The sequence below is a fragment of the Allobosea sp. LjRoot9 genome (genome assembly GCF_964252745.1).
Taxonomy (GTDB): Bacteria; Pseudomonadota; Alphaproteobacteria; order Rhizobiales; family Beijerinckiaceae; genus Allobosea.
In genome coordinates this window covers 1,407,205-1,419,706 of record NZ_CAXUPC020000001.1, presented here as the reverse complement: position 1 = coordinate 1,419,706, position 12,502 = coordinate 1,407,205, and the positions used below count along the sequence as shown (strand labels likewise).

Genomic DNA, 12,502 nt, shown 5'->3' with positions numbered 1-12,502 from the left:
AGAACCCGTTCCGCCAACAGGGGAAACAACCATGAATAAATTTTTCGCCGCCGCGATCACCGCGGCAGCAACCATCGCTTGCGTCGGCGGAGCGCAAGCGCAGACCGGCACGCTTGCCCAGGTCAAGAACCGAGGGATTCTCCATTGCGGTTCGGGGACGGGCCTTGCCGGCTTCGGTATTCCCGATGCCCAGGGTAACTGGACAGGCTTGGACGTCGATCTCTGCCGCGCGGTCGCGGCGGCGATCTTCAACGATCCGCTGAAGGTCAAGTTCATCCCGCTCTCGGCGAAGGACCGGTTCACCTCGCTGCAATCGGGCGAGGTCGATCTGCTCTCGCGCACCACGACCTGGACGCTGTCGCGCGACACCTCGCTCGGGCTCAATTTCGCGGGCGTGAACTATTATGACGGCCAAGGCTTCCTGGTCCGCAAGAAACTCGGCGTCGACTCCGCGTTGAAGCTGGCCGGGGGCTCAATCTGCACGCAGCAGGGCACGACCACGGAACTCAACCTTGCGGACTATTTCCGTTCCAACAAGATGAAGTACGAGGTCGTTGCCTTCGCGAGCAACACCGAAACCGTCAAGGCCTATGAGGCAGGCCGCTGCGACGCCTTCACCACGGACGCCTCGGGTCTCTATGCCGAGCGCCTGAACCTGACGACGCCTGCCGACCACATCGTCCTGCCTGAGATCATCTCGAAGGAGCCGCTCGGCCCCGTCGTTCGCCATGGTGACGACAACTGGCTCGACATCGTCAAATGGACTCACTTTGCCATGCTGAACGCCGAGGAACTCGGCATCACCCAGGCGAATGTCGATGAAATGCTGAAATCGGACAATCCCGAGATCAAGCGCTTCGTCGGCACCGAGGGCAAGTTCGGCGAACCGATGGGCCTGACCAATGACTGGGCCTACCGGATCATCAAGCATGTCGGCAATTACGGCGAGGTCTTCGAGAAGAATGTCGGCCAGGGCTCGCTCCTGAAGATTGCGCGCGGCCAGAACGCGCTCTGGACCAAGGGGGGGCTGCAATACGCTCCGCCGATCCGCTGAAGCATCGCGAGAGATCGGCGTCGGCTGCGTGCCGGCGCCGTATCGATCCCGGCCCCGCGCCGTCCGCTACGCATCGAAAGCGCATGGTCCGGGACTTGCTAAGCGTTTTAGGTACGGGCGTAAGCCCGCACCTAAAACAGGGGAACGCAATGAAAAAAACCGTCACGTCCGCACTGGTGCTCGCATCGCTCGCTCTCGGCGCGGGCTTTGCCCAGGCCCAGACAGGGTTGCTTCCGCAGATCAAGGCGAGGGGCGTCGTCACATGCGGCACGAGCCCGGGCCTCGCCGGTTTCGCGATGCCCGATGCGCAGGGCAATTATACAGGCATCGACGTCGATCTTTGCCGCGCCTTGGCGGCTGCGATCTTCAACGACCCGCAGAAGGTCAAGTTCGTACCGCTCTCGTCGAAGGACCGCTTCACGGCGCTTCAGGCCGGCGAGGTCGATCTGCTCTCGCGCACCACGACCTGGACCTTGTCGCGCGACACCTCGCTCGGCCTCAACTTCGCTGGGATCAACTACTTCGACGGCCAGGGCTTCATGGTCCGCAAGAAGCTCGGCGTCGACTCCGCGCTCAAGCTCGCCGGCGCCTCGGTCTGCGTCGCGCAAGGCACGACCACCGAGTTGAACCTCGCCGACTTCTTCCGCGCGAATAAGATGAAGTACGAGGTCGTGGCCTTCAGCAGCGGCGACGAGACGATCAAGGCCTATGAATCCGGCCGCTGCGACGCCTTCACCACGGACTCGTCGGGTCTTTACGCCGAGCGCCTGAAGCTCCAGGTTCCGACGGACCATATCGTGCTGCCCGAGATCATCTCGAAGGAGCCGCTCGGCCCGGTTGTCCGCCATGGCGACGACAATTGGCTCGATGTCGTCAAATGGACGCATAACGCGATGTTGAACGCCGAGGAGCTTGGCATCACCAAGGCCAATGTCGATGAGATGCTGAAATCGGAGAACCCCGAGATCAGGCGCTTCGTCGGCACCGAGGGCAAGTTCGGCGAGCCGATGGGCTTGAGCAATGATTGGGCTTATCGCATCGTCAAACTTGTCGGGAACTATGGCGAGGTTTTCGAGAAGAATGTCGGCGCGGGCTCGCCGCTGAAGATCGCGCGCGGTCAGAACGCGCTCTGGACCAAAGGGGGGTTGCAATACGCGCCGCCGATCCGTTGAGGCGCTCTAGCGCAACGGTCTGAGATCAGAAGGAAACATCCGGCGGCGGTCGAGGCCGCTGCCGGTTCAGCTGCCGCAATCAAAACAAAAAAGGGCGTAACACGTGTCGACCATTCCGACCGAGACGGTTCAGCCAGGCAAGGCCTCGCTGCTCTACGATCCCAAGATAAGGGGCTATGTCTACCAGCTGGCCCTGCTCGCCGTTGTCGGCTTCCTGCTCTATTCGGCCGCGTCGAACGCGATCACCAATCTGCGCGCGCAGAAGATCGCGTCCGGCTTCGGCTTCTGGCACAATGCCGCAGGTTTCGACGTCAACCAGAAGCTGATCCCATTCAGCGCCTCGGGCTCGACCTATGGCGAGGCTTTCTATGTCGGCCTTCTGAACACGCTGCTGGTCGCTTCGATCGGCATCGTGCTGTCGACCTTCCTCGGTTTCTTCGTCGGCGTGGCGCGGCTCTCCAGCAATTGGGTGCTGTCGAAGCTCGCGATGATCTATGTCGAGGTCATCCGCAACCTGCCGCTGCTGCTGCAATTGTTCTTCTGGTACAATGCGGTGCTGAAGCCGCTGCCCAATCCGCGCCAGTCGATCGAACTGCCGGCGGGAGCGTTGCTCAACAATCGCGGCCTCTACCTTCCTGATCCTCAGCTCGGTCCCGGCGGCTCTCTCATCGTTTGGACCTTCCTGATCGGCATCGTCGCCTCGATCATCTTCCGCATCTGGGCTCGCAAGCAGCAGGAGGCGACGGGCAAGCAATATCCCGTCGGCTGGATCGCGCTCGGCTTGATCGTGGTGCTGCCGTTCTTCGTCTATCTCGTCACGGGCCGCCCGGTCTCGTTCATCTATCCGGAGATCGCCGGCTTCAACCTGCGCGGCGGCATCCAGATCTTCCCGGAATTCGTCGCGCTGTTGCTGGGTCTTACGACCTACACTGCAGGCTTCATCGCGGAGGTCGTGCGCGCCGGCATTCTCGCCGTCTCGAAAGGGCAGACCGAGGCTGCCAATGCGCTGGGGCTGCGCGCCGGGCCGACCTTGAAGCTCGTCGTCATCCCGCAGGCCATGCGGGTGATTATCCCGCCCCTGACCTCGAACTACCTCAACCTGACCAAGAACTCCTCGCTGGCGGTCGCGATCGGCTATCCCGATCTCGTCCAGGTCTTCACCGGCACGGTGCTGAACCAGACCGGGCAGGCGGTCGAGGTGGTCGCGATCACCATGGCGGTCTATCTCACGATCTCGCTCGTCACCTCGTTTTTCATGAATATCTACAACAAGCGCATGGCGCTGGTGGAACGGTGAGGGCGCCACGATGACCGACGCAACGCTCGAAAACTCACCTTACGCCTTCGTTCGCAAGGAGACGCTGCCTCAGGAAGCCGCGCCGCTTTCAGTCGCGGGGCCTCTCGCCTGGGTCCGCTCCAACCTGTTCTCCGGCCCGGTCAATTCGATCCTGACGCTGCTCTGCGTCTACATCGTCGTGACCACCGTGCCGGAGATGGTGCGGTTCTACTTCATCGACGCCGTCTGGAGCGGCACCAGTCGCGACGCATGTCTGGCCGACAAGATCGGCCGGCCGGTCGGGGCGTGCTGGGCCTATATCGCCGACCGCTTCCAGTACTTCATCTACGGCTCCTATCCGGTGCCGCAACGCTGGCGCGTCAACATCGTCTTCGCGATGTTCGCACTCGGCGTGGTCTGGCTGCTTTGGGAAAGGGCGCCACTGAAGAAGGTCGGCCTGTTCTTCTTCTTCGTCATGCTGCCGATCGGCGCCTATGTGCTGCTGCTCGGCGGCCCCAATGCCGAAGGCTTCCTGCGCTGGCTGATCATCCTGACGCTGGCGCTGATGGTGGTCTATCTGGTGCTGTCCTTCGTGCCGGCCCTGGCGCGTTTCTGGATCGGCCCTGCCTTCCTGGCCGTCGAGGAAGCGCTGCCGCCCTGGAAGCGCTTCTACCGGCCCAAGCGCCTGATCCTGCTGTCGCTGGTCGTCTTCGGCCTGATCGCGATCCTGGCTGACTCGATCGGCCTGCCGCGTGTCGACACCGGCCTTTGGGGCGGCATGACGGTGACCTTCCTGATCGCGGCGGTCGGCATCGTCTTCTCGCTGCCGCTCGGTGTCATCCTGGCGCTGGGGCGGCGCTCGAGGCTGCCGATCATCCAGCTCCTCTCGGTGGTCTTCATCGAGTTCGTCCGTGGCGTGCCGCTGATCACGGTGCTGTTCATGGCCAACACCATGCTGCCGCTGTTCGTGCCGCAGGAATATTCGCCGGACCGGCTGCTGCGGCCGCTGGTCGGCGTCGCACTCTTCGCCGCCGCCTATATGGCGGAGGTTATTCGCGGTGGCCTGCAGGCCATGCCGAAGGGCCAATATGAAGGAGCGATGTCGCTCGGCCTGGGTTATTGGCAGATGATGCGGCTGATCATCCTGCCCCAGGCGCTGCGCATCGTCATTCCGGGCATCGTCAATACGTTCATCGGGCTGTTCAAGGATACGACGCTGGTCACCATCGTCGGCATCTTCGACTTCCTGCGCACCATCGAAGCGACCCTGGTCGATCCGACCTGGGCGACGCCGACCACACGCGCGACAGGCTATGCCTTCGCCGCGATGTTCTATTTCCTGTGTTGCTGGGGCATGTCGCGCTACTCGATCTCGGTCGAGAAGCGGATGGCCGCCGGTCAAAAGCGCTGAAGGGACAAACCAACATGACCATGGCAGAAACGAATACCGCGAGCCGCCCCGCCGCGCTGAAGCAGACCTCGCTGAACACACCGACCGCGGTCGAGATGGTCGGCGTCAACAAGTGGTACGGCGAGTTCCACGTGCTGCGCGACATCAACCTGAAGGTCGAGCGCGGCGAGAAGCTGGTGATCTGCGGACCGTCGGGCTCCGGCAAGTCGACGATGATCCGCTGCATCAACCGCCTGGAAGAGCACCAGAAGGGCTCGATCGTCGTCGACGGCACCGAACTCACCAACGATCTGAAGAAGATCGACGAGATCCGTCGCGATGTCGGCATGGTGTTCCAGCACTTCAATCTGTTCCCGCATCTGACGATCCTCGAGAACCTGACGCTGGCGCCGATCTGGGTCCGCAAGATGCCCAAGAAGGACGCCGAGGAGATCGGGATGCACTATCTCAAGCGCGTCAAGATTCCCGAGCAGGCCGCGAAATATCCCGGCCAGCTTTCGGGCGGCCAGCAGCAGCGTGTCGCCATCGCGCGCTCGCTCTGCATGAGCCCCAAGATCATGCTGTTCGACGAGCCGACCTCGGCGCTCGATCCCGAGATGGTCAAGGAGGTGCTCGACACCATGGTCTCGCTCGCCGATGAGGGCATGACCATGCTCTGCGTCACCCACGAAATGGGCTTCGCCCGCCAGGTCGCCGACCGGGTCATTTTCATGGATGCCGGGCAGATCGTCGAAATGAACGAGCCCAACGCCTTCTTCAAGAACCCGCAGCATGAGCGCACGAAGCTCTTCCTGAGCCAGATCCTGCACTGATCTGCGTTGGATAGGACAATATGGCGCGCCGGACAGTCCGGCGCGCCATTTTTGTTGCGATTGAACCATCCTCGACTGGTGATTTTATTACCGCCCTTGGGATAGGGCGGCGCGCAAATGGCGGCTATTGGGAACAAAACACCTCCGCACTCTGTTTTCCTCTCGAAATGGAGGAAACAAGATGAAACGCTTCATCCCCGCTCTCATAGCCGCCACGCTGATGACCGGCGGCGCCTATGCCCAGTCCATCAGTGTCGGTCCCGGCGGCGTCGGCGTCGATACGCGCGGCCCGCGCGAGCGCGTCAACGAGCGCGAAGTTCGCCGTGATAACCGCGACGGTTACGATCGTCGCTCGGACCGCGGTTATCGACGCGATGATCGTCGTCGCGTCGAGTTCCGCGACCGCGAGCGCTGCCGCACGGTCATCACGCGCGAGGAGACACGGCGTGGCGTGATCAAGACGCGGCAGCGCGTCTGCAGCTGATCGGCAGTCCAGGTTCGGCGCAACCCGAATCGAAAGGCCGTCCCGCTCGCGCGGGGCGGCCTTTTTTGTGCGCGGTTTGGCAGCCTATTTGCTGTCACGCACTTTCACGGCCGCGTCCGGGAAATCCGAGAACAGCCCGTCGATGCCGAGGTCGAAGAACGCCTTGTACTCGGCGGCCGGATCGCCCTTGTAGTTCGAGGCCAGGCGCTTGGGCTCGCTACGGAAGGTCCAGCTATGGACGAAGAGCCCGGCGGCGTGCGCGTCCTTGACCACATTGGTCGGCGCGATCAGCACGCGGTCGCGCTCGTCGATCACACCGTCCTTGTTCAGATCCTGAGGCTTGCCGTCATCGCCTAGGACCTGCTTGCCCGGCAGGATGTAGGGCTTCCACGGGGCGACGCCGTCGGCATAGGTCTTGATCTCCTTCAGCCCTTCTGCCGTGACGAGATCCTTGAAGCTGCGCTTGTCGCCGGTGACGACGAAATCATAGGGCTTGTCGAAGGGAGCGGCCAGAACGATGCCGCCATCCTTGTCGACATCGTCGGCATCGACGAGCTGGATCAGGCGCACCTGCGTCTTGCCGCGGAGATATTTCAAATTCGCGGTCTCGAAGCTCTGGATGATCACGGGCGAGGATTTCTCGGTCCAGCCGGCGGCCTTGAGCGCGTCGAGCAGGCGGTCCTCAAGCGGCAGGCCGATCGCGGCGTGGAAGATTGAATGCTTGGTCTCGGGATAGATGCCGATAACGCGCCCAAGCCGGGTGCTCTCGGTCTTGGCGAGGTCGATGATCTCCTGCAGCGTCGGAATCTCGTATTTGCCGTTATGGGACTGGTCGCGATCGGCAAAGGCCTGCTTGGCGCGCAGGGTCTTGATCTCGGCGAGCGTGAAATCGCCCGCGAACCAGTCGGTGGTGTCGACGCCGTCGATCTTGCGCGTGGTCTTGCGGCTGGCGAATTCCGGCCTGGTCGAGACGTCTGTCGTGCCGCTCATGATCGGCTCGTGCCGGGCGATAAGCACGCCGTCCTTCGTCGCCACGAGATCGGGCTCGATGAAGTCCGCGCCCATCTCGATCGCGAGCTTGTAGGATTCGAGCGTATGCTCGGGCCGGTAGCCGCTGGCGCCGCGGTGGCCGACGATCAGCGGTTTCTGGCCCGACAAGGTCGGTGTGGCGGTCTGAGCGATCGCTTCAGCCGCGCCCAGCACGTTGCAGGTGAGGCCGGCCAACATCGTGGCACGGAGCAGGGTCGCTTTCATCATCGGTTCGGTCCTTGGTCGCGTCAGCGTTGGCGCGACCATGATCAGGCGATGTGACAGGCCGGTGAAGTCGACGGGCCTGGCCTATTCGGCCGGGGCGACCTGCATTACTGGTGAACCTCTCGCGCAACGCCTGCTGGCGCAGGATCAAGCTGCTGGAGGAGGCCGGCGTCATCCGCGCCCGCGTCGCGTTGGTCGAGGCGTCGAAGGTCAATGCCGGGCTGACGGTATTGATCCGGATCAGGACGAGCCAACACAGCGCCAAATGGGCGGAAGCATTCCGGGATACGGTCAGGGCCCTGCCGGAAATCGTCGGCGCCTATCGCACCTCGGGCGAGGTCGACTACATCCTGCGGGCTCGCGTGCCGGATGTCGCGGCCTATGACAGGCTCTATCAGCGTCTCGTCGCCCGCATCGACATGGTCGATGTCGCGGCGAGCTACGTCATGGAGGAGATCAAGGACACGACCGAAGTGCCGCTCGGCTACGCCTGAGCGGCACTTCGGTCGGCATTCGTCAGTAGCGGTTCTCGAGCGTCGTCTTGGCGTCGAGGCGCTTCTTGGCCGGCGGCGTCAAATCCGGCGGCGGCGTGGTGGCGCAGGCGGCGAGCGCCAGCGTCATGAGCGCAGCAAGGGTGAGGCGGCTAAGGCGGATCATCAGCGGTTCCATTCGGTGGGAGCGGATCGCTTCTTCTTTCCGCCGATGCTGACGCCTCGTCAAGCAAGCTGTTTTACGCTTGGACCAATCACAAACACGCGCGGGAAGGGGTCCTGCCGTCGATTCCGCATCGGCGGCAGGCGCTCCCTCGGGACGCGCGGGTCGGGATGGCTAGAAGGTCCGGTTCTCCATCCGGATGGTCGCATCCGGCGAGCTGGCGGAAGGCTTCATCGGCGTCGCCTGTGGCTGGCCTTGGGTTTTCGACGTGCTCGTGAATGACGGATTCGAGCCCATGCTGGCGTGGGCAATGTCGTTCTCGATACAGCCCGCCAGGGACAGGGCCAAAGTAGCCAGGATTGTGATAGGGATTATGCGAACCATGATAGTACCTCGCGAAATACCGGCATTGCCGGTCTCGCCCCCGCCGCCTAATTGTGCCATCACCGCGTCAATTTTGTGTCGCGCATGCCGGCACGACACGGATCCGAAATATGACGCCCGCCGCCCGCATCAGCGCCGCCATCGAGGTGCTGGACGACCTCATCCAGCGCCGCCGCCCAGCCTCCGACGCGCTGAAGGATTGGGGCCTTTCACGGCGTTTCGCCGGCTCCAAGGACCGTGCCGCGATCGCCTCGCTCGTGTATGACGCGCTACGCCGCAGGGCGTCCTCGGCCTTCGCCATGGCGGCGGAGACGCCTCGCGCGCTGGTGCTCGGCATGCTCGCCGGCCTGCGCGGCCTCGGCGCCGAGGAGATCGCGCTGCTCTGCTCGGGCGAGAATCACGCACCCGTGCCGCTCGATGCCGAGGAGTGGGCAAGGCTCGCCGCCTTTTCGCTCGATGGCGCGCCCGACTGGATCCGCGCCGACGTCCCGGAATGGCTCTGGCCGGCTTTCGCTGCGGGCTTCGGTGGGGATGCGGTGGGCGAGGGCCAGGCACTGGCCGGTCGCGCGCCGATCGACATCCGCGCCAATCGCCTGAAATCGACGCGCGACGCGCTGATGGCGGATCTGGCGCACGCCTCGCCCGAACCCGGCGCCTGGTCGCCCGATGCGCTGCGCTTCCAGCCCGGCCATGACGGGCGCGGACCGTCATTGCAGGCCGAACCGTCCTTCTTCGCCGGCGGCTTCGAGATCCAGGACGAGGGCTCGCAGCTCGTCACCTTGCTGGCCGGCGCGCAGCCGGGCCAGACGGTGATCGATCTCTGCGCCGGGGCTGGCGGCAAGACGCTGGCGCTGGCAGCACTGATGGGCAATCAGGGGCGTCTGTTCGCGACCGACCTGGACAGCCGCAGGCTTGCGCCGCTGCATGAGCGGCTGGCGCGCTCGGGCGCGACCAATGTCGAGATCCGCATCCCGCGCAGCCGCGGTCACGAACCGCTGATCGATCTGGCGGGACAGGTCGATCTCGCCTTGGTCGATGCGCCCTGCACGGGCTCGGGCACCTGGCGGCGTAATCCCGATGCGAAATGGCGTGTGCGGCCGGGCGCTTTGGCCGAGCGCATCAAGGACCAGGCCGAGGTTTTGGCGCGCGCGGCGCGGCTAGTGAAGCCAGGCGGGCGCATCGCCTATATCACCTGCTCGATGCTGCCGGACGAGAACGACGAGGCCATCCGGGCTTTCCTCGCGCGACATGCCGGTTTCGCGGCGGTGCCGCTCGCGCAAGTGCTGGCCTCGACCGAAGGTGACTTTGGTTTGCTTGCCCGTTTCGCCACGGAATTCGGCCTGCAGCTCTCGCCGCGTCGCACCGGGACGGACGGATTCTACCTGGCTTGCACGCAACGCATTGCCTGAAGGCCAACAGGACGTTGCACGCTCGCGCGCGATCCATTAACCGAACGCGATGACGAGCGAAAAAATCCACGACTCCATTCTCATCATCGACTTCGGCAGCCAGGTGACGCAGCTGATTGCGCGTCGCGTGCGCGAGATCGGCGTCTATTGCGAGATCGCGCCGTTCCAGTCGGCATCCGAGGCCTTCCAGCGCCTCAAGCCCAAGGGCGTGATCTTTTCCGGCGGCCCGGCCTCCGTGCCGGATGAGGGCTCGCCCCGCGCGCCGCAGGAGGTGTTCTCGACCGGGCTACCGGTGCTCGGCATCTGCTACGGCCAGCAGACCATGGCGCATCAGCTCGGCGGCAAGGTCGAGAGCGGCCACGCGGCTGAATTCGGCCGCGCCGATGTCGAGATCATCACACCCTCGGCGCTGTTCGAAGGCATCTGGGAGGAGGGCGGTCGCTACCCCGTCTGGATGAGCCATGGCGATCGCGTCACGCAGCTGCCTGCGGGCTTCTCGGTCAAGGCGACCTCGGAGAACGCGCCTTATGCGGTGGCGAGCGACGAGGACCGGCGCTTCTACTCGACCATGTTCCACCCCGAGGTGGTGCATACGCCAGACGGTGCCAAGCTGCTGCGCAACTTCGTCGTCACCATCTGCGGCTGCGTGCCGGACTGGAGCATGGCGGCCTATCGCGCCGAGACCATCGCCAAGATCAAGGCGCAGGTCGGCAAGGGCCGCGTCATCTGCGGCCTCTCCGGCGGCGTCGACTCGGCGGTTGCAGCCGTGCTGATCCATGAGGCGATCGGCGATCAGCTCACCTGCGTCTTCGTCGACCACGGCCTGATGCGGATGAACGAGGCCGAAGAGGTCGTGCGCCTGTTCCGCGACAGCTACAACATCCCGCTCGTTCATGTTGAAGCCGAAGCGCTTTTCCTCTCCGAGCTCGCCAAATGTGGCGCCGATCCGGAAGCCAAGCGCAAGACCATCGGCCGGCTCTTCATCGAGGTCTTTGACGAGGAGGCGAAGAAGCTCGGCGGCGCCGATTTCCTGGCTCAGGGCACGCTTTATCCCGACGTGATCGAGAGCGTCTCGTTCTCCGGCGGCCCGTCTGTTACGATCAAGTCGCACCATAATGTCGGCGGCCTGCCCGAGCGCATGAAGATGAAGCTCGTCGAGCCGTTGCGCGAGCTCTTCAAGGATGAGGTCCGCGTGCTCGGCCGCGAGCTTGGCCTGCCGGAAGCCTTCGTCGGCCGCCATCCCTTCCCGGGACCGGGCCTGGCCATCCGCTGCCCCGGCGAGATCACCAGGGAGAAGCTCGACATCCTGCGCAAGGCCGATGCGATCTATCTCGACGAGATCCGCAAGGCGGGCCTCTACGACGTGATCTGGCAGGCTTTCGCCGTGCTGCTGCCGGTGCGCACCGTCGGCGTGATGGGCGACTATCGCACCTATGACCATGTGCTGGCGCTGCGCGCGGTGACCTCGGTCGACGGCATGACGGCCGATTTCTACCCCTACGACATGGCCTTCCTCGGCCGCACCGCGACCCGCATCATCAACGAGGTCAAGGGCATCAACCGCGTCGTCTACGACGTGACCAGCAAGCCGCCCGGCACGATCGAGTGGGAGTGAAGGGGAGTACCTTCGAGTAGTATCGGACAGCAGAGGACACTCAAGCGAATCCTAGGCCTCCGATAGCAGGCGATAAATTCTAGGCGACCCGCAGATCTGCCGCTCTGTCGGGCGTCTCCCCGCTCTTCGAACGGCGCTCATACGCTGTCAGGCACCCCCACCTTCGCGACTTTGTGGCCGTCAATATTCGGTCGCGCGCTGCCCGAAGACGTTCGCGCGCGACCAGCTCTCGGCGTCGATCACATGATCGCAGATCGATTACTGCTCCTTCTTGAACAAATCCTGGAAGATGAGCGGCCCCCAAATGCGGCCGCGTGCATGCACCAGCGCGCCGCCCTCGTTGAGCTTTCCCAGCGTGACGGGTGCGAAGCCGAGTTGTTTGGCCAAATCCTCCACGGGAGCGGTCGCGTCCTCGTCGTCACCAGACAGAAAGACGACCCGGTGGCCGCCCTCGATGATGGGATCGGCAGCGAGGGTGGCCGCGCCCAGGTGATTGAACCCTTTGACGAGCTTGGCACCGGGGAACGCCTTCGCGACGAAGGCGGACGACGGGAGACCGTCCAGCTCGTCAGGCTCTGGAAACGCGTTCATCGCGTCGATGACCGTCTTGCCTTTCCAGCTCGGCAGGGCCTTCGCAACCTCGCGATGCTCCCCGAACGGAACCGCCAAGATGATCGTGTCGGCCTCGAGCGCATCCCGCAGCGGCTTGGCGACGACCCCGGGTCCAATCGCCCGAGCCTGCGGCGCCAACGCCTCGGGCGGCCGGCGGCTCGCGACGGTCACCGCGATGTTTTTACGGGCGAAGGCGCGGGCGAGGGCCTGGCCTATCCTGCCGAATCCTACAATCGCGTAGCTCATGATACTTCTCCTATCCGTGTTGAGATTGATTCCTCGGCCTTCAACGGCGCGGGGTTATCCGTTCTGCTGTGTGGAGATCTTTGGGTAGACGTCCCGTCGTGAACGACGTCCGCGCGGCC

The 12,502-nt window shown here is 64.0% G+C and carries 11 protein-coding genes and 1 pseudogene; 9 read left to right on the top strand and 3 right to left on the bottom strand.

Going from position 1 to position 12,502, the window contains the following annotated elements:
* The first annotated feature begins 31 nt into the window (after positions 1 to 31).
* From ACSQ3P_RS06595 to ACSQ3P_RS06570, 6 genes are all read left to right on the top strand, one after another.
* Positions 32 to 1,054, top strand: a complete 1,023-nt coding sequence (locus ACSQ3P_RS06595) for an amino acid ABC transporter substrate-binding protein (RefSeq protein ID WP_436164778.1) — start codon at positions 32 to 34, stop codon at positions 1,052 to 1,054.
* 149 nt (positions 1,055 to 1,203) lie between these two features.
* Complete coding sequence (locus tag ACSQ3P_RS06590) at positions 1,204 to 2,226, top strand: transporter substrate-binding domain-containing protein (protein ID WP_436164777.1); 1,023 nt, start codon at positions 1,204 to 1,206, stop codon at positions 2,224 to 2,226.
* A gap of 103 nt (positions 2,227 to 2,329) precedes the next feature.
* The gene (locus tag ACSQ3P_RS06585; protein ID WP_436164776.1) at positions 2,330 to 3,523 is read left to right on the top strand and encodes an amino acid ABC transporter permease; all 1,194 of its coding nucleotides are present in this window, start codon (positions 2,330 to 2,332) and stop codon (positions 3,521 to 3,523) included.
* A gap of 10 nt (positions 3,524 to 3,533) precedes the next feature.
* The gene (locus ACSQ3P_RS06580) at positions 3,534 to 4,913 is read left to right on the top strand and encodes an amino acid ABC transporter permease (RefSeq protein WP_436164775.1); all 1,380 of its coding nucleotides are present in this window, start codon (positions 3,534 to 3,536) and stop codon (positions 4,911 to 4,913) included.
* Between the two features lie 20 nt (positions 4,914 to 4,933).
* Positions 4,934 to 5,725 carry an amino acid ABC transporter ATP-binding protein gene (locus ACSQ3P_RS06575; protein WP_436165173.1) on the top strand — a complete coding sequence of 264 codons (792 nt, stop codon included), beginning with the start codon at positions 4,934 to 4,936 and terminating at the stop codon, positions 5,723 to 5,725.
* A gap of 181 nt (positions 5,726 to 5,906) precedes the next feature.
* Positions 5,907 to 6,209 (top strand): hypothetical protein, encoded by a 303-nt coding sequence (locus ACSQ3P_RS06570; protein WP_436164774.1) that lies wholly within the window; start codon positions 5,907 to 5,909, stop codon positions 6,207 to 6,209.
* Between the two features lie 84 nt (positions 6,210 to 6,293).
* On the opposite strand, the gene ACSQ3P_RS06565 is transcribed toward ACSQ3P_RS06570, so the two are convergent.
* The gene (locus ACSQ3P_RS06565) at positions 6,294 to 7,466 is read right to left on the bottom strand and encodes a glycerophosphodiester phosphodiesterase (RefSeq protein ID WP_436164773.1); all 1,173 of its coding nucleotides are present in this window, start codon (positions 7,464 to 7,466) and stop codon (positions 6,294 to 6,296) included.
* Positions 7,467 to 7,576: 110 nt separating this feature from the next.
* On the opposite strand from ACSQ3P_RS06565, the pseudogene ACSQ3P_RS06560 reads away from it, so the two are divergent.
* A pseudogene (locus ACSQ3P_RS06560) lies at positions 7,577 to 7,957 on the top strand (Lrp/AsnC family transcriptional regulator); the annotation flags it as partial.
* A gap of 22 nt (positions 7,958 to 7,979) precedes the next feature.
* Here ACSQ3P_RS06560 and ACSQ3P_RS06555 read toward each other — a convergent pair.
* Positions 7,980 to 8,120, bottom strand: a complete 141-nt coding sequence (locus ACSQ3P_RS06555) for a hypothetical protein (RefSeq protein ID WP_175525400.1) — start codon at positions 8,118 to 8,120, stop codon at positions 7,980 to 7,982.
* A gap of 491 nt (positions 8,121 to 8,611) precedes the next feature.
* On the opposite strand from ACSQ3P_RS06555, the gene ACSQ3P_RS06550 reads away from it, so the two are divergent.
* Both ACSQ3P_RS06550 and guaA read left to right on the top strand, forming a co-directional pair.
* Complete coding sequence (locus tag ACSQ3P_RS06550; RefSeq protein ID WP_436164772.1) at positions 8,612 to 9,910, top strand: RsmB/NOP family class I SAM-dependent RNA methyltransferase; 1,299 nt, start codon at positions 8,612 to 8,614, stop codon at positions 9,908 to 9,910.
* 49 nt (positions 9,911 to 9,959) lie between these two features.
* Positions 9,960 to 11,525: a glutamine-hydrolyzing GMP synthase gene (guaA, locus tag ACSQ3P_RS06545; protein ID WP_436164771.1), complete on the top strand. Its 1,566-nt coding sequence runs from the start codon at positions 9,960 to 9,962 to the stop codon at positions 11,523 to 11,525.
* A gap of 258 nt (positions 11,526 to 11,783) precedes the next feature.
* Here guaA and ACSQ3P_RS06540 read toward each other — a convergent pair whose 3' ends face one another.
* Complete coding sequence (locus ACSQ3P_RS06540; RefSeq protein WP_436164770.1) at positions 11,784 to 12,383, bottom strand: NADPH-dependent F420 reductase; 600 nt, start codon at positions 12,381 to 12,383, stop codon at positions 11,784 to 11,786.
* Positions 12,384 to 12,502: the final 119 nt, after the last annotated feature.